At 62.0% G+C, this 17,054-nt stretch carries 18 protein-coding genes; 12 read left to right on the top strand and 6 right to left on the bottom strand.

The genetic code is table 11. The annotated features are described in order from the left end of the window. Positions 1-14 precede the first annotated feature (14 nt). The 5 genes from MESOP_RS24915 (at position 15) to MESOP_RS24895 (ending at position 4,975) form a co-directional block, all read left to right on the top strand. Positions 15-1,664 (top strand): ABC transporter substrate-binding protein, encoded by a 1,650-nt coding sequence (locus MESOP_RS24915; protein ID WP_013896100.1) that lies wholly within the window; start codon positions 15-17, stop codon positions 1,662-1,664. 99 nt (positions 1,665-1,763) lie between these two features. After that, positions 1,764-2,456 carry a corrinoid protein gene (locus MESOP_RS24910; RefSeq protein WP_013896099.1) on the top strand — a complete coding sequence of 231 codons (693 nt, stop codon included), beginning with the start codon at positions 1,764-1,766 and terminating at the stop codon, positions 2,454-2,456. A gap of 113 nt (positions 2,457-2,569) precedes the next feature. Then, on the top strand, positions 2,570-3,679 hold the full coding sequence (locus MESOP_RS24905; protein ID WP_013896098.1) for a mandelate racemase/muconate lactonizing enzyme family protein: 1,110 nt from the start codon (positions 2,570-2,572) through the stop codon (positions 3,677-3,679). 173 nt (positions 3,680-3,852) lie between these two features. After that, on the top strand, positions 3,853-4,347 hold the full coding sequence (locus MESOP_RS24900; RefSeq protein ID WP_013896097.1) for a DUF3828 domain-containing protein: 495 nt from the start codon (positions 3,853-3,855) through the stop codon (positions 4,345-4,347). Positions 4,348-4,351: 4 nt separating this feature from the next. Then, entirely contained in the window at positions 4,352-4,975 is a 624-nt protein-coding gene (locus MESOP_RS24895) for a hypothetical protein (protein WP_013896096.1), read from the top strand. A gap of 8 nt (positions 4,976-4,983) precedes the next feature. Here the strand turns inward: MESOP_RS24895 and queF are convergent, their stop codons facing one another. Beyond that, positions 4,984-5,445, bottom strand: coding sequence for a preQ(1) synthase (queF, locus tag MESOP_RS24890; RefSeq protein WP_013896095.1), 462 nt, complete (start codon positions 5,443-5,445; stop codon positions 4,984-4,986). A 139-nt stretch (positions 5,446-5,584) separates the two neighbouring features. Here queF and MESOP_RS24885 point away from each other — a divergent pair, with 139 nt between their 5' ends. Beyond that, entirely contained in the window at positions 5,585-7,630 is a 2,046-nt protein-coding gene (locus MESOP_RS24885; protein WP_013896094.1) for an oxidoreductase, read from the top strand. 141 nt (positions 7,631-7,771) lie between these two features. Here the strand turns inward: MESOP_RS24885 and MESOP_RS24880 are convergent, their stop codons facing one another. Then, a complete protein-coding gene (locus tag MESOP_RS24880; RefSeq protein ID WP_013896093.1) occupies positions 7,772-8,179 on the bottom strand; it encodes a hypothetical protein in 408 nt (135 codons plus the stop codon). Between the two features lie 113 nt (positions 8,180-8,292). Here MESOP_RS24880 and MESOP_RS24875 point away from each other — a divergent pair, with 113 nt between their 5' ends. The 3 genes from MESOP_RS24875 (at position 8,293) to MESOP_RS24865 (ending at position 9,492) form a co-directional block, all read left to right on the top strand. Further along, the gene (locus tag MESOP_RS24875) at positions 8,293-8,721 is read left to right on the top strand and encodes a MarR family winged helix-turn-helix transcriptional regulator (protein ID WP_013896092.1); all 429 of its coding nucleotides are present in this window, start codon (positions 8,293-8,295) and stop codon (positions 8,719-8,721) included. A gap of 70 nt (positions 8,722-8,791) precedes the next feature. Next, on the top strand, positions 8,792-9,034 hold the full coding sequence (locus tag MESOP_RS24870; RefSeq protein ID WP_013896091.1) for a type II toxin-antitoxin system Phd/YefM family antitoxin: 243 nt from the start codon (positions 8,792-8,794) through the stop codon (positions 9,032-9,034). Positions 9,035-9,042: 8 nt separating this feature from the next. Beyond that, positions 9,043-9,492 carry a type II toxin-antitoxin system VapC family toxin gene (locus MESOP_RS24865; RefSeq protein ID WP_013896090.1) on the top strand — a complete coding sequence of 150 codons (450 nt, stop codon included), beginning with the start codon at positions 9,043-9,045 and terminating at the stop codon, positions 9,490-9,492. Here the strand turns inward: MESOP_RS24865 and MESOP_RS36275 are convergent. The 3 genes from MESOP_RS36275 to MESOP_RS24855 form a co-directional block, all read right to left on the bottom strand. Then, positions 9,480-9,716 carry a polysaccharide deacetylase family protein gene (locus tag MESOP_RS36275; protein WP_013896089.1) on the bottom strand — a complete coding sequence of 79 codons (237 nt, stop codon included), beginning with the start codon at positions 9,714-9,716 and terminating at the stop codon, positions 9,480-9,482. The genes MESOP_RS24865 and MESOP_RS36275 overlap by 13 nt on opposite strands. Further along, the gene (locus MESOP_RS24860) at positions 9,688-10,209 is read right to left on the bottom strand and encodes a polysaccharide deacetylase family protein (RefSeq protein ID WP_013896088.1); all 522 of its coding nucleotides are present in this window, start codon (positions 10,207-10,209) and stop codon (positions 9,688-9,690) included. Before MESOP_RS24860 ends, MESOP_RS36275 begins: the two co-directional genes overlap by 29 nt. A 74-nt stretch (positions 10,210-10,283) precedes the next feature. Beyond that, a complete protein-coding gene (locus MESOP_RS24855; RefSeq protein ID WP_013896087.1) occupies positions 10,284-12,356 on the bottom strand; it encodes a putative bifunctional diguanylate cyclase/phosphodiesterase in 2,073 nt (690 codons plus the stop codon). 329 nt (positions 12,357-12,685) lie between these two features. Here MESOP_RS24855 and MESOP_RS24850 point away from each other — a divergent pair, with 329 nt between their 5' ends. Beyond that, positions 12,686-13,873 (top strand): glycine C-acetyltransferase, encoded by a 1,188-nt coding sequence (locus MESOP_RS24850; protein WP_013896086.1) that lies wholly within the window; start codon positions 12,686-12,688, stop codon positions 13,871-13,873. Positions 13,874-13,925: 52 nt separating this feature from the next. After that, positions 13,926-14,960 (top strand): L-threonine 3-dehydrogenase, encoded by a 1,035-nt coding sequence (gene tdh, locus MESOP_RS24845; RefSeq protein ID WP_013896085.1) that lies wholly within the window; start codon positions 13,926-13,928, stop codon positions 14,958-14,960. A gap of 237 nt (positions 14,961-15,197) precedes the next feature. On the opposite strand, the gene MESOP_RS24840 is transcribed toward tdh, so the two are convergent. Next, entirely contained in the window at positions 15,198-15,635 is a 438-nt protein-coding gene (locus tag MESOP_RS24840) for a MarR family winged helix-turn-helix transcriptional regulator (RefSeq protein ID WP_013896084.1), read from the bottom strand. A gap of 96 nt (positions 15,636-15,731) precedes the next feature. Here MESOP_RS24840 and hmgA point away from each other — a divergent pair, with 96 nt between their 5' ends. Beyond that, entirely contained in the window at positions 15,732-17,045 is a 1,314-nt protein-coding gene (gene hmgA, locus MESOP_RS24835) for a homogentisate 1,2-dioxygenase (RefSeq protein ID WP_013896083.1), read from the top strand. Positions 17,046-17,054 lie beyond the last annotated feature (9 nt).

Here is a 17,054-nt window from a genome sequence, read left to right as displayed (position 1 = left end):
AATGGGAGAGCGAAATGACACTTTTCAGAAGCAATAGCGACCGGGTCCCCGCCGCCATAGAGGCGATGGCTGAGGACGCGCGCGCGGGTCGCATGGACCGGCGCGAATTCCTGGCATTGGCCAGCGCCTTCGGCGCCACGACGGCTTTCGCCTATGGCATGATAGGCCTTGCCGCGCCGACAAAAGCCCTGGCGGAAGAACCGAAAAAGGGTGGGACGCTGCATGTCGCGATGTCGGTCAAGGCGCAGAAGGACCCGCGCACCTATGACTGGACGGAAATGGCAAACGTCACCCGGACTTGGCTCGAGCCGCTTGTCCGCTACACCCACCAGTTCACGTTCGAGCCGGTCCTGCTCGAAAGCTGGGACGTCAATGATGATGCCACCGAATACACGCTGCATCTGCGCAAGGGCGTGACCTGGAACAATGGCGATGCCTTCAACGCCGACGACGTGGTCGCCAATCTGAACCGCTGGTGCGAGAAGGGTGCTTCCGGCAATTCCATGGCGGCACGCGTCGGCGCGCTGATCGACACCAAGACCGGCAAGGCGAAGGATGGCGCCATCACCAAGGTCGACGACCACACGGTCAAGCTGAAGCTCAACGAACCCGACATTGCGATCATACCGGGCTTCACCGACTATCCCGCACTGGTCGTGCATCGCGACTTCGACAAGGATGGCGCCGACCCGACCACCAAGCCAATTGGCACCGGGGCTTTCGAACTGGTCTCCTACGCGGTCGGCCAGAAAGCGGTGGTCAAGCGCCGCGAGAACGGCAAATGGTGGGGTGGCGAAGCACCGCTCGACAGCGTCGAGTTCATCGACTACGGCACCGACTTCAACGCCACGCTGAATGCCTTCGATTCCGGCGAGATCGACCTCGATTTCGAAACGCCAGCCGACTTCATAGACGCCCTCGACAAGATGGATCTGGTGAAATCGGAGGTCGCGACAGCGACCACGCTGGTTGCCCGCACCAACGTAACCCACAAGCCCTATGACGATCAGCGGGTGCGTAATGCGCTGCAGATGGCCGTCGACAACGATGCCGTCATGCAGCTCGGCTATGCCGGACGCGGCACCGTCGGCGAGAACCACCACGTCGCCCCGATCCATCCCGAATACTATCCGCTGCCCAAGAAGACGCGGGATGCGGCGGGCGCCAAGAAGCTGATGGCGGATGCCGGGCAGGCCGACTTCGAGCACGAGCTGATCACCGTCGAGGACGAATGGCAGAAGAACACCGGCGACGCGATCGCCGGCCAGCTGCGCGATGCCGGCATCAAGGTGAAGCGTACGGTGCTGCCGGGCTCGACCTTCTGGAACGATTGGACGAAATATCCCTATTCGATGACGATCTGGTACATGCGCCCGCTCGGCGTGCAGGTGCTGGCGCTCGGATATCGCACCGGCGAGGCCTGGAATGAGACGGCCTATTCCAATCCGGACTTCGACGCCAAGCTCAAGCAGGCGCTGTCGCTGGCCGATCCCGCCCAACGCAAGGAGGTGATGAAGGACGTCGAGCAGATCCTGCAGGATTCCGGCGTCATCATCCAGCCGTTCTGGCAGAAGCTCTACTGCCACATGAGCAAGAAGGTGAAGAACTACGGCATGCACCAGACCTACGAAATGGACTTCCAGAACGTCTGGCTGGACGCCTGATATAACTCCCGAGACATGCAAGAAAACGCTGCCGGCGCCTGTCACAAAAGGCGCCGGCGGCCGGTAAATCGCTGACACGCAAATTCACGCAGGCAAAAAATGGCCGACGACGAGATCATCCTTTCCGAGCTTTCCGACGATGAGTTGGTGCAGCAGATGCACGATGATCTCTATGACGGGCTGAAGGAAGAGATCGAGGAAGGCACGCGGATCCTGCTCGAGCGCGGCTGGGTGCCCTACAAGGTGCTGACCGAGGCACTGGTCGAGGGTATGCGCATCGTCGGCGAGGATTTTCGCGACGGCATCCTGTTCGTTCCCGAGGTGCTGTTGTCGGCCAACGCCATGAAGGCCGGCATGTTCATCCTGCGGCCGCTGCTGGCCGCCACCGGCGCGCCCAAGCAGGGCAAGATGGTGATCGGCACCGTCAAGGGCGACATCCACGACATCGGCAAGAACCTGGTCGGCATGATGATGGAGGGCGCCGGCTTCGACGTCATCGACCTCGGCATCAACAATGCGGTCGAGAAATATCTCGATGCCATCGAGCAGCACCAGCCCGACATCATCGGCATGTCGGCGCTTTTGACCACGACCATGCCCTACATGAAGGTCGTCATCGACACGATGAAGGAAAAGGGCATTCGCGACGATTATGTCGTGTTGGTTGGCGGCGCGCCGCTCAACGAGGAATTCGGCAAGGCCGTCGGCGCCGATGCCTATTGCCGCGATGCCGCGGTGGCGGTCGAGACCGCCAAGGATTTCATGAAGCGCAAGCACAATGTGCGGGTCTGAGCACGGCAGCCGGGACAAGTTTGTGACCGAGAGCGTCGTCATGCAGTGGCCCGTCATGCACTGGAACGGCAACATTGCCGGAATAGCTTGGCTCGAAGGGAGCTGAGGTCGGCATGCGTATCGAAACGATCAAGGTCTATCAGGTGGATCTGCCCGTCAAAGGCGATGCCTACCGGATGGCTAGCGACACCGTGCGGGATCTGGACAGCACGCTTGTTGAAGTGACCACCGAGGACGGGCTGTCGGGCTGGGGCGAGACTTGCCCGGTCGGTCCTGTCTATCAGCCCCAACATGCCCTGGGCGCGAGAGCGGCAATTGCCGAAATGGCGCCTGGCCTGGTGGGCGAGGACACGACGTCCATGCGCCGTCTCGCGAAAAGAATGGACGAGCGGCTGAATGGCCACAACTATGCCAAGGCGGCCTTGGACATAGCGCTCCTCGACCTCGCCGGCCAGCGGCTGGGCGTTCCGGTCTCGACGCTTCTGGGCGGTGCGCTCACAGATCGTGTGCCGTCCTATTATTCCACGATTGTCGGCGCGCCGGACGAGACGGCGCGTATCGCCGCCGACAAGGTCAAGGCCGGATACCCACGGCTTCAGATCAAGATAGGCGGGCGCGATCTCGAGCAGGACGTCGCCACCGTACACAAAGTATGGGAGGCGGTCGGCTTCAAGGCCCGCATAGCTGTCGACGCCAATCGTGGCCTCACCGCCGCGGCGACGCTGCACATCGACCGGCTTTGCCAGGCGATCCCGTTTGTGTTCGAACAGCCTTGCAACACCATGGAGGAGGTCGCGAGCCTCAAGGGGCGCGTTACCCATCCAGTCTACCTCGATGAGAATACCGAGGATTTGAATGCCGTCTTGCGGGCAATTTCTTCGGGTATCGCGGACGGATTCGGATTGAAGGTCACCCGCCTTGGCGGCCTCACCAAGATGGCCACCGTCCGAGATCTTTGTGCGATACGATCTCTTCCGCACAGCTGCGACGATGCCTGGGGCGGCGATGTCATCGCCGCGGCATGCGTGCACCTCGCGGCCACCGTCGAACCGAGACGTTTCGAGGGCGCCTGGATCGCACAGGAATACATCGAAGGGCATACCGACCCCGTAAACCCCGTCGTCATCGAAGACGGCCATATACGCGTCCCGCAGACGCCGGGGCTCGGTGTCAGGCCTGAGCGCTCCCGTCTCAACGCGCCTGTCGCGACTTTCGGAGGCTGAGGATCCCATGATGTATCGTCCGCAGCTGACCGCGGAATTGCTTTTGCAAACTTCCAGGACGTCTGGCGGGGCGCCCTGGGCAAGCCGCCAGGGACTTCATGAACCGCAAAAAAGCCGATATGCAGGAGGCGTGGTATTGATTGCCGCAAGCCATCAAAAGCCGGAGATTCTGCATGAGACTGACAGTGCTCCTTGCCGCTCTTTCGACCGCCTTGCCCGCCGCGGCCTTACCCGCTGCAGCCTGGGCCGGTCCGGCGTCCGACGCCGTGAAATTCTTCTATGTTCCGGAGGTCAAGTTCGAGGCCGACACGCAATACCGGGATCGCTTCACCGAGCCGGTGACGAAACTGTTCGATCTCAACGATCAGGCGACGAAAAAGAATCCGGACCAGGTCGCGTGCATCGATTTCGATCCGGGTCTCGACGCGCAGGATTTCGACCAGAAGTCCGTGGCCAAGACGCTGAAACTGTCTGAGAAGCGCGATGGGGACAATGCCGAGGTCACAGCGTCATTCAGCCTGTTTTCGGAAGGCGATGATGCCAAACGCGAAATGCTCTGGTCGCTCAAGAAAATCGACGGCAAGTGGAAGATATCGGACATCGCCTCGAAGACCAGCGACTGGACGCTCAGTGCGTTGGAGTGCCTGGCCGGTCAAACGCCGGAGTGATGTGATGGACCGCCGCTCGTTCCTGGCACTGTCGACTATGTGCCTGATGGCGGTGGGTCAAGTTGGCGCTGCCGCACAAGGGCTGCTTGGCACCCCGCCAACAAACGCCCCGCCCGCAAATGCCCCGGAGGCCACCGCGCCGGCCGACAGCGGGTCGCCGCCCGCAACTGCGCCTGGCGGAGCAGCGGAGCCGGCAACGCCACCCGTTGCCTGGCCCCCAAGCGAACCGGCCGCGCCCATCCAGCCGGGATCGCCGACAGCGGTGGTGCGGCCATTCTACGATCACGTCAATCTGGAGGTCGATCCGTCGCAGCGCAGCCATTTCATCGATCCGGCAAAAACCGTGCTCGACAAGAGCGATGCGCTGCGCAAATCCGGGCAGGGCGAATGCCTCGACCCCAACATGGCATTGGACAATGCCGACTACGACAAGGACGAGATCGACAAGAGCCTGAAGACGCTCGAGGCGATCAATGGCGACCAGGCCAAGGTCATCGTCGCTTTCGTCGTCGCCGGCAACCCACATCGCCTTAAATGGAAATTCAAGAAGGTCGGCGGCGAATGGAAGATATCGGACCTGTTGTCGGTGACCGGCGAATGGGCGCTCAGCCAGTACCAGTGCGAATGATGGGCCGGCTAGCCGCGCCCGCGATAGGGCGCCACGCCGGTATCCGGCAGCCAGGCGCCTTCAGGGGGCGCACCGGTCTGCCAGAATACGTCGATCGGAATGCCGCCGCGCGGGAACCAGTAGCCGCCGATGCGCAGCCACAGCGGCTTGGTTGCCGCCACGATGCGACGGCCGATCATCACCGTGCAGTCTTCATGGAAGGCGCCGTGGTTGCGGAACGACGTCATGAACAGCTTCAGCGACTTCGATTCCACCAGGGCAGCATCGGGTGCGTAGTCGATGACGATATGGGCGAAATCCGGCTGCCCGGTGACCGGGCACAGCGAGGTGAATTCCGGGCAGGTGAAGCGCACGATCGCCGGCGGCCCGTCGCCGCGCGTATACGGCACGGTCTCCAGGACCGCTTGTTCGGGGCTCTGTGGCGTCTCGACGTGGGCGCCGAGCTGAGTGAGGGTTTTGGTATCGATCATGAGCAAAGCCTTCTTGGTTTGCGGCGCTCATTAGCATCGGATCGAAAGGTGTGCAGCGGTTTTCGGACGAATCCGACGCTTAAATAGGAAATGGAGCGGCTCCCGCTGCTCCAACACAATATGAAACGGCAGGAAGACGATGACCAGCAACGACCCGCTTCTCCAGCCCTACCAGCTCAAGCATCTGACGCTGAAGAACCGGGTGATGTCGACCAGCCATGAGCCGGCCTATTCCGAGGACGGCATGCCGAAGCAGCGCTACCGGCTTTATCACGCCGAAAAGGCCAAAGGCGGCATGGCGCTGACCATGACCGCCGGTTCGGCCATCGTCTCGCGCGACAGTCCGGCAGCCTTCGGCAATCTGCATGTCTATGACGACCGCATCGTGCCGTGGCTCGCCGAGCTTGCTGACGCCTGCCACGAGCATGACTGCAAGGTGATGATCCAGATCACCCATCTCGGCCGCCGCACCGGTTGGAACAAGGCCGACTGGCTGCCGGTGCTGTCGGCCTCGCCGGTGCGCGAGCCGGCGCACCGCGCTTTCCCCAAGACCATCGAGGACTGGGACATCGAACGCATCGTCGCCGACTATGCGTCGGCCGCCCAGCGCTGCCAGGCGGCCGGCCTGGACGGTATCGAGTTCGAGTCCTACGGCCATCTGATGGACGGCTTCTGGTCGCCGGCCACCAATCATCGCGACGACGAGTATGGCGGCTCGCTCGACAACCGCTTGCGCTTCACCAACATGGTGCTCGATGCCGTGCGGGCGGCGGTCGGCGAGAAATTCGTCGTCGGCATCCGCATGGTCGCCGACGAGGACTTCGAGAAAGGCCTGTCGAAGGAGGAGGGCGTCGAGATCGCCAGGCGGCTGGCCGGCTCCGGCAAGGTCGATTTCCTCAACATTATCCGCGGTTCGATCGAAAGCGACGCGGCATTGACCAAGGTCATTCCGGTGACCGGCATGCGGTCTTCGCCGCATCTCGATTTCGCCGGCGAGGTGAGGGCGGCGACAAAGTTCCCGACTTTCCATGCGGCGCGCATCTCCGATGTCGCTACTGCGCGCCATGCGATCGCGACAGGCAAGCTCGACATGGTCGGCATGACCCGCGCCCACATCGCCGACCCGCACATCATCAGGAAGGTGATGGAAGGCCGCGAGCACGAGATCCGCCCCTGCGTCGGCGCCACCTATTGTCTCGATCGTATCTATGAGGGCGGCGAGGCGCTGTGCATCCACAATGCGGCGACCGGCCGCGAGGCCGATATTCCGCACATCATCGTCAAGACCGAAGGGGCGAAGAAAAAGGTCGTTGTCATCGGCGCCGGCGCCGGCGGACTTGAGGCGGCGCGGGTGGCGGCCGAGCGCGGCCATTGGGTGACGGTGCTTGAAGCGTCGAGCCAGGCCGGCGGCCAGGTGCGTCTGGCGACCCAGAATCCGCGCCGAAAGGAATTGATCGGCATCATCGACTGGCGGCTGGCAGAGCTTGATCGGCTCGGCGTCGAGATCCGCTACGATACCTGGGCCGAGAAGGACGACGTCCTGGCGCTGGCGTCCGATGTGGTCATTGTCGCTACCGGCGGCTTGCCGCAGAACCCGCCGCTGGCGGCGGGCGACAATCTCGTCACCTCGAGCTGGGATATCATGGCCGGCAGCGTCAAGCCGGCCGAGAATGTCTTGCTCTATGACGACAATGGCGGCCATCAAGGGATGGGTGCCGCCGAACTGATCGCCAACAGCGGCGCACGGCTGGAACTGGTTTCGCCTGAGCGTTTTTTCGCACCCGAAATGGGCGGCATGAACCATGTGCCGTACATGCGCTCGTTCCAGGAAAAGGGCGCCACCATCACCATCAACACGCGCCTGCGCTCGGTGCGGCGCGAGGGCAATCAACTGGTCGCCGAACTCGCTTCGGATTTTGCCGACGGCTGGCGCGGCGAACGGCGGGTCGACCAGGTGGTGGTCGAGCATGGCACCGCGCCGCTCGATGATCTCTACCTGGCCTTGAGGCCGCTGTCGAAGAATGGCGGCGCGGTCGACTACGAACGCCTAGTCAGCGGCGGCGACATTTTTCCGGCGCGCAACCACGAAGCCGGCTTCGTGCTGTTGCGCATCGGCGACGCGGTCGCCTCGCGCAACATCCATGCCGCCATCTATGACGGGATCAGGTTCGGTTTGCGGATCTGAAATCTCGCCGCGAAAATTGATGGCGCGCGGCCGGGCTGGCATACGAGAGCCCGTGTATTCCGGCTCGATCCGCGCGCCCGCACGTCATTGGCTCGTTGCCAGACAACGCACGATGCTGTGAGGGTTGCGGCGTGGCGGCGCTCAGAACATTCTGGCGGTGGCCATGCACAGCACGGTCAGCACCAGCAGGCCTCCGGCGATGCGCTCGCCTCTTGTCATCTTCGCGCGCAACCGGCTTTCCGTAGCCGCATCAGCGCCGGCAAGCTGCCTGCTGGCAGAGCCTACCAGTGCGCCCTGCACGCCGGCGGCGATCAGGGCCGTCACGATCCCCAGCGCCAGCACTTTCTCCATCGAGCCGAAAGCGCCCTCATGGAAGAAATACCAGAGCAGTATGCCGGTCAGGAAAACCAGGCCGGCAGCGCCCATTTGCGGCCGGAAAAACCGTTCCGCGCGGATGTCCGGGTCACGGCCGACCGCGATGGTCGTGCCCGCCCAGAATACGCCTGCCATGACGTGAAGACCGATGACGACGATGTAGACATATTGCATGCCATCTCTCCTCTCTCACTTGCTAAAGATAATGATTAGATATCGAACTGTTCGATGTCAATGTATAAAATGAGCCAGTTCCATCCTTGGAAAACACCGTCTAGGGTCCGGCGATGACGCCCTTTGAACGCCCGCCAGTTGGTATGAATCTTGGCCGCACCGCCAAGCTTGTCGCCCAAGCCTTCGACGCCGCCTTGGTCGAAGCGGGCGGCACCTTGCCGGTCTGGCTCACGCTGTTGTCGGTCAAGTCGAGCAAGCTTGCCAATCAGCGCGAGCTTGCCGGCATGATCGGCATCCAGGGCGCGACGCTGACCCACCATCTGAATGCCATGGAGGCGCAGGGCCTGCTGACGCGCCGCCGCGATCCCGTCAACCGCCGGGTCCATCTGGTCGAACTGACCGAGGCGGGAGAAGCGATGTTCGAAACACTCCGTAAGGCCGCGCTTGTTTTCGACAAGCGGCTGCGGGTGGGATTGTCCGACGAGCGGCTGGCGGAGTTCGCGCAGGTGCTGGCGGTGTTGCGGGACAATGTGGAGGGCTAGGTCGGTCGACAGCCTTGTTTTATCCGACTCGCCTTGCTATATGACTACTCTAGTCACTTTGGAGTAAGCCATGCGCGAGATTCAGTTGAAGGATGCCAAGGCAACACTTTCCGCGGTGGTCGATCAAGCCATCGCCGGAACACCCGCCGTCATCACCCGTCACGGACGCAAGCAGGCTGTCATTCTGTCTTTTGAAGACTACGAAAGGCTCTCGCGCGTGCCAAGTTTTGGACAATTGTTGGCGGCCTTTCCCGGGGACCTTGACGATATTGCGCCTCGGCCCCGCAAACCGGCTCGCAAGGTCGAGTTGTAACGCAGCCGATGTTTCTGCTGGACACCAATATCATCTCGGCAATGGCTCCCTCGAAGAGAGCCGCTCGGCAAGCCTTGGCTACATGGCTTGATCAGGCGAGTGACCATCTGTTCCTGTCCGTTGTCACCGCATCCGAGATTGCTGCCGGAATAGCCAAGGCCGAACGTGAGGGTGCGACAACAAAGGCAAAATCATTGCGTGGTTGGTGGCAAGCGGTCCAGCACCTTTATGGAGAAAGAGTGCTCCCCTTCGATTTGCGTGCCGCACATGCCGCAGGACTGATCCTGGATCGCGCGAGGGCACACCGGCCCGGATTTGAAGACATAGCGATTGCTGCCACTGCCGAGGTCCATGGTTTGACGATCTTGACTGACAACGAGCGTCATTTCGCGCCACTTGGGGTGCCGATGCTCAATCCGCTGAAGAATTTGCCTATCTTATCCACTCAGTCGTCATAGGTCGGGATCGTTCCAAAGGCATAGTGGCGCAGCTTCAGCGCGGCGATCAGGTTGGTCAGCTTCGTCTTGCCATCGAAGCGGTCTTGGAACATCTCGTCATGCATCAACAGGATCAGCTTGCCGGGTCTGGCGAAATGACCATAGCCGAACAGGTGATCGATCTCGCTGACCAGATGGTCGACGCTCTGTACCGGCTCACCGCACCCATTCGTGGTCCCAGCCATAGAGATAGAAGCCGGAAGCCGCGACGAACTCGTAGTCGGGATCCTCGCGGCCGGCTTGCGCGGGCCCGAGCGAGTTGTCGTCCTTTGACATCGAGGGCAGCCGGAACACATCGCGGCCCGGCAGGCGCGCGTGCACCGCGGGCTTCAGGCCGAGCACGGCGTTCGCCTTGAGCATGTCGGCGACGACGCCTTCCGTATCGCCATAGAAGTGCCGGTAGTGATTGTAGGCGTGGCTGTAGCTGTGGTTGCCGATCGTCACCAGTGGCATCGTCTTGGCGCGCCGCACCAGCATCTTGTTGGACGCACTGGCCTCGGCGTGCATGCCGACCATGAACAACGTTGCCGGAACTTGGCTCGCCTGCAACACGTCGAGGATGTTGCCGGTGCCGCTGAGCGGACCGTCGTCGAAGGTGAGATAGATGGTGCGATCCGCCCCATGAGCCGGCAACGTGGACATCAACACGGCCGCGATGACAAACCGGAAAAGTGTCATAAGTCGCGGCATCCGTTTGGGTTGCGACAGGCCGCCATGTCCATGGCCGGTGTCAAGGCGGACCGCGCGGGTGCCTACGCCAGGCTGCCTTGCAGCACCGTCAGCTTTGCCTTCTTCGGCATGCGGGCGGTCAGCCACTCGAGCGCTTTGTCCTGCGGCATCGGGAAGGCGATGGAATAGCCTTGCACCTGGTCGCAACCGATCGCCATCAGCGAGTCGAGTTCGGCTTCGGTTTCGGCGCCTTCGGCGACGATCGAGATGCCGAGGCCGCGGGCAAGCTCGGTGATGGCGCGCACGATCTTGGAGTTGTCGCCGTTCTCGTGGATGTTCTGGACGAAGCGGCGATCGATCTTTAGCCGGTCGATCTCGTTCGGATTGACGTGGCTCAGCGAAGCATAGCCGGTGCCGAAATCATCGAGTTCCAGATGGACGCCGGCCGCCCTGATGTGACGCAGCTTTGCCGCGATGCCTGTCTTCTCATCGTCCAGAATGACGGATTCGACGATTTCCAGCGACAGTTTCTGCGGCGGCAATCCGGCCTTTTCCAGCGTCCCGAACAGGAACGCATCGAAATCATGCTCGCGTAACTCGGTGCCCGAAACATTGACGGCAAGGCGACCGAAGGCGATCCCGGCCCGGTTCCATTCGGCGGCTTCGTTGATCGCCTTGCTGATCACGATGCGGCCGATCTCCGGCATGAAGCCGCATTTCTCCGCAACCGGAATGAATTCGCCGGGCGAGATCATGCCGCGTTCGGCATGGTTCCAGCGCACCAGCGCTTCGATGCCGCTGATCGTGCCGGTGGTCAGCGAAACCTGCGGCTGGAAATAGACCTGGAACGCCTTTTCGGAGATGGCGACCTTGATGTCGTGTTCGAGTTGCTTGCGATAGTCGAGTTCGCGGCGCAGCTCCTCCGAGAAGAACGAGAAGTTGCCGCCTCCCATCTTCTTGGCCGAATAGAGCGCCAGATCGGCGTGAACCAAAAGATCCTGCGCGTTGTCGGCATCTATCGGATAGACGGCAATGCCGGCGCTGGCGCCGGGAAGAATGGTCGTGCCCTGGAAAATGATCGGCTCGTTGATGTGCGCCAAGATGCGCCGTGCCAGCATGTTGATGTCTTCGGTGCTGCCGGCGCCGTTGAGGATCATCACGAATTCGTCGCCACCGAGCCGCGCGCACAGATCCGACGCCCGGCAGGAATCACGCATTCGCTGTGCCGTGATGACCAGCACATAGTCGCCGGCGGCATGGCCCAGCGTATCGTTGATTTGCTTGAAACGGTCGAGATCGAGCTGGACCACGGCAAGACGCTCGCGCCGCCGATGCGCGCCCTTGATCAGCGTCTCGAAATGGTCGGTCAGGAAGGTTCGGTTGTGCAGGCCGGTCAGGCCGTCATGAACCGCGATGAAGGCCATCGAATTGCGCGCGTCGACCAGTTCATGCGTCTTGCGCAGGATCGCGTTGGACATCGGCCTGAAGATGAATAACGCCACCAGCAGGATGACGCCGAGGGTGGCGTAGAACAGCGTGCGGTGGAGGGAGAGCAACTTTTCGGAGCGCTCGTCGGCCTCGGCGCTGATACGCTGGCCGAGCGCGGCATAGCCCGACAAGGTGGCGTTGGCGACCGACATGTCGAGGTTGACGCGTTCAGCGCTGCCTTTGTAGCCGCCATTGTCGAGATTGTTGAGTTGCGATTCCAAGGCCGAGATCAGACGGTCGCCATTGGCGATCAGCCCAACCGAGAAATAGTCGAGATGGAAGGGTTTGGCGAAGAGTACGCTCTCGATCGACTTCGAATCGAGCTTGGCCGGTGATTCCGGATTTGCCCCCGTCTGCTCGAGCAGCAGATCGTAGTTGGTCTCGAACTCCGTCGTTGCCTGCTTGAGCGCGCTGACCAGCGCCGGCTGCTTGTCGAGCGACGCGGCACCCGTTGCACTGGCAAGGAAGACGATGCGCTGCGACAAGGTTTTTTGCGTGCCGACGATATCGAGCAAGGTATGGTTGTGCTGCTGCGTGGCCATCGTCTGCTGCAGCAGGACGAAAGAGGCTGCCACCATGGCGGCGATGATCAACAGCGCCAGCCAATAGCCGGCCTTGATCAGCAGTATGAGCTTGCCTGAAACGGTTTGCACCGGCTGCTGCGACATTTTCGGGGGCGGCCCTCTCGCCAACGGATTCCTGTATGAGCATCATTGAACCGCAAACGTTAACAGGACTGGAAATCGACAGCCGGCCTGCAAGGGGGAAACGCGGAAAGATCGGGGGAAACGCGGAAAGATCGCAGAATGGTTATCGGCTCCTTTCGCCGCCAACCCGCATTTGAACGGTTGCCAACCCGTGTGATCCTCGTGGGGCACGCTCGGGCGATACCCATGACGTTTCATTTGATGCCCCCCACCACCGGCCCGGTCGCTTTTGCGATGGATTTTTTGCGCGGGCGGGACAACAGTCGACCCACGTCAAACAGGGCCTGATCATGACCGCAGCATTTCTCTCGCATATCGACAACGAGCTTGCAGGGCTCAAATCGGCCGGTCTCTACAAGTCGGAGCGGGTGATTTCCTCGATGCAGTCGGCGCAAATCGAGGTCGGCGGCGAGAAAGTCCTTAATTTCTGCGCCAACAACTATCTCGGCCTCGCCGACAGCGCCGAACTGCGCGACGCGGCCAGCCAGGCGCTCGACCGTTATGGCTACGGCATGGCCTCGGTGCGCTTCATCTGCGGCACGCAGGAGCAGCACAAGCAGCTCGAGGCGACGATTTCATCCTTCCTCGACCTGGAGGACACCATCCTCTACGGCTCCTGCTTCGACGCCAATGGCGGTCTGTTCGAGACGCTGCTGGGCGAGGAAGACGCGATCATCTCGGATGCGCTGAACCACGCCTCGATCATCGACGGGGTCAGGCTGTCGAAGGCCAAACGCTTCCGCTACGCCAACAACGACATGGCCGATCTCGAAGCGCGGCTGAAAGAAGCGAAGGATTGCCGTTTCCGGCTGATCGCCACCGACGGCGTGTTTTCGATGGACGGCATCATCGCCAATCTGAGGGGTGTCTGCGATCTCGCCGACAAGTACGACGCCATGGTCATGGTCGACGACAGCCATGCCGTCGGCTTCGTCGGCCACAATGGCCGTGGATCGCCCGAACATTGCGGCGTCGAGGGCAGGGTCGACATCATCACCGGCACGCTCGGCAAGGCGCTCGGCGGCGCATCCGGCGGCTACACATCGGGCAGGAAGCAGGTGGTCGACTGGTTGCGCCAGCGCTCGCGGCCCTATCTCTTCTCCAACACGCTGATGCCGGCGATCGCAGGCGCTTCGATCAAGGTGTTCGACCTGATCCGCAACGGCGACGCCTTGCGCCAGCGCCTCTATGCCAATGCGGCGCGGTTCAGGTCTGAGATGGGCAAGCTTGGCTTCACCTTGGCCGGAGCCGACCATCCGATCATTCCGGTGATGCTGGGCGATGCGAGCCTGGCGCAGGAGATGGCGGCGCGCATGCTGAAACGCGGCATCTATGTCATCGGCTTTTCCTTCCCGGTGGTGCCGAAAGGCCAGGCGCGCATCCGCACCCAGATGTCGGCGGCGCACTCCACTGCCGATATCGACCGTGCAGTGGAGGCGTTTGGCGTGGTCGGCAGGGAATTGGGTGTGATTTCCTGAGCGATCGGCGCCGAAAAGCGATTCCGGATCAAGAGATTCAAGGGACAAAAGAATGTCGAACATGATGAAGGCGCTGGTAAAGGCCAAGGCCGAGCCGGGCATCTGGATGGAAGAGGTGCCGGTACCGGAGATCGGCCCCAACGACGTGCTTATCAAGATCAGGAAAACCGCGATCTGCGGCACCGATGTCCACATCTACAATTGGGACCAGTGGGCGCAGAAGACGGTGCCCGTGCCGATGGTGACCGGCCATGAATTCGTCGGCACCGTCGCCGATTTCGGCGCCGCGGTCACCGAATACAAGGTTGGCCAGCGCGTGTCGGGCGAAGGCCACATCGTCTGCGGCCATTGCCGAAACTGCCGTGCGGGCAGGGGGCATCTGTGCCGCAACACGCTCGGCGTCGGCGTCAACCGTCCCGGTGCCTTCGGCGAGTACCTGGCGATCCCGCAGCACAATGTGGTGCCGATCCCCGACGATGTGCCCGACGAGGTCGCCGCCATCTTCGATCCCTTGGGCAATGCGGTGCACACCGCTCTGTCTTTCGACCTCGTCGGTGAAGATGTGCTGGTCACCGGCGCCGGGCCGATCGGCATCATGGGCGCGCTGGTAGCGCAATGCGTCGGTGCGCGAAAAGTGGTGATCACCGACATCAATCCGGTGCGGCTGGCGCTGGCCAAAAAGCTTGGCGTCCAGCATGTCGTCGATGCGTCGAAGGAAAAGCTGCGTGATGTCATGCCGGCGCTCGGCATGACCGAGGGTTTTGACGTCGGCCTCGAAATGTCGGGCGCCGCGCCCGCCTTCCGCGACATGATCGACACCATGAACAATGGCGGCAAGATCGCCATCCTGGGCATCGCGCCGACCGGCTTCGAGATCGACTGGAACAAGGTCATCTTCAAGATGCTGCATCTCAAGGGCATCTACGGCCGCGAGATGTTCGAGACCTGGTACAAGATGATCGCCCTGGTCCAGGGCCCGCTCGACGTCTCCGGCCTGATCACCCACCGCATCGGTATCGACGATTTTCAGGCTGGGTTCGATGCGATGCGCAGCGGCAGTTCCGGCAAGGTGGTGATGGACTGGTGAGGCTGCTGTGAAGGCACTGTGCCGGAGACGTTAGCGGGACAGCACCCCCCCTCTGGCCTGCCGGCCATCTCCCCCGCAAGGAGGGAGATTGGCAGTTTCGACGCTGCGCTCATTTCTCTCCCGTTGATGATTGGCGAAAGCCGGGATGACGTTCGATCTCCCCCCTTGCGGGGGAGATGTCCGGCAGGACAGAGGGGGGGTGCTGCCCCGCGGCCTATCAGTCCTCGGTTTTGCCACTTACCTTGCCTCCAACGCGCTCTCCAGCGCCGCCACCCCACCGACAATCGCCGCGCGTTCCTCTTCATCGAGCCTCGCCAGCAACTCCCGTTCGAACGCCTTCGCCAGCGGCACCATCTCGCGATAGGCGGCCAGCCCCGCTCTGGTCAGCGTCAGATGTTCGACACGGCGGTCATTCCCATCAGGCGTGCGCGTCAGCCAGCGCCGCCGTTCGAGCTCGGCCACGGCGCGCGACACCTTGGTCTTGTGCATGGCCGATTGCTCGCCAAGTTCGGTCGCGGTCATTGTGCCGTGCTGGCCGAGCCCGGAAAGCGTCCGCCACTCCGGCCGCGTCAGTCCATGGCTGTCCTTGTATATCCTCGAGAATTCGCGGCTCACGGCATCGGCGAGGCGATAGAGCCGATAGGGCAGGAAGCTTTCGAGTTTCAGGATTTCCATGGCCTCACATCCCGATGTGATGGATTGATAGTTACATTTTCGATGGTTACAAATGAAACTAGTTTGGTCAATTGAGATCCATTCCGGGAGGAAGCGATGGCCTTTTCCTACATGCCGGGCTTCGGCAATGATTTTGAGACCGAAACCTTGCCAGGTTCGCTGCCGCAAGGCCGCAACTCACCCCAGCGGCCGGCCTACGGCCTTTACGCCGAACAGCTCTCGGGCTCGCCCTTCACCGCCCCGCGCGGAACCAATGAGCGCTCATGGCTTTACCGGATCCGGCCGAGTGTGAAGCACACCGGCCGCTTCAAGGCGTCGAGCTATCCCTTGTGGAAGACCGCACCCAATGTCGGCGATCACGAATTGGCGCTCGGCCAGTATCGCTGGAATCCGGTGCCGATGCCGAATGAGCCGACCGACTTTGTTCAGGGCATGCGCAGCATCACCACCGCCGGCGACGTGCTTGGACAGACCGGCATGGCGGCCCATGTCTATGTCGCCAACACATCGATGGTCGACGACCATTTCTTCAACGCCGACGGCGAGTTGCTGGTCGTGCCGCAGGTCGGCGCCCTGCGCTTCGTTACCGAGATGGGGGTCATCGAACTCCGGCCGGGCGAGATCGCTGTGCTGCCGCGCGGCCTCGTCTTCAAGGTCGAACTCGTTGACAAGGAAGTGCGCGGCTATGTCTGCGAGAATTACGGCGCCAAGCTGACCTTGCCCGATCGCGGCCCGATCGGCGCCAATTGCCTCGCCAACCCGCGCGATTTCAATACGCCTTGCGCCTGGTTCGAGGAGAAGGAAACGCCTTGCCGGCTGATCGTCAAATGGTGCGGCAATTTCCACGTCACCGAGATCGGCCATTCGCCGCTCGACGTTGTCGCCTGGCACGGCAACTACGCGCCCTATAAATATGATCTGGCAACCTTTTCGCCCGTCGGCGCCCTCCTGTTCGATCACCCGGATCCGTCGATCTTCACCGTGCTCACCGCGCCCAGCGGCGAGGAGGGCACCGCCAACATCGATTTCGTCATCTTCCCGCCGCGCTGGCTGATTGCGGAAGATACATTTCGCCCGCCCTGGTATCACCGCAACATCATGAGCGAGTTCATGGGGCTGATCCACGGCCAGTACGATGCCAAGGAGGAAGGGTTCGTTCCCGGCGGCATCAGCTTGCACAATCTGATGCTGGCCCATGGCCCTGATGCGCCTGGCTTCGAAAAGGCCTCGCGCGCGGCGCTGAAACCGGTCAAGCTCGACAACACCATGGCGTTCATGTTCGAGACCCGCTTTCCGCAGATGCTGACCCGCTACGGCGCCGAACTGGAAACCCGGCAGGACAATTACATCGACTGCTGGGCCGACCTGAAGAAGCGCTTCAACGGCACGCCGGAGGGTGACTGGTCTTGAGCGGCAAGC

This window comes from Mesorhizobium opportunistum WSM2075, assembly GCF_000176035.2.
In the GTDB taxonomy this organism is placed as follows: Bacteria; Pseudomonadota; Alphaproteobacteria; order Rhizobiales; family Rhizobiaceae; genus Mesorhizobium; species Mesorhizobium opportunistum.
This window is presented reverse-complemented; position numbering and strand designations above follow the sequence as displayed.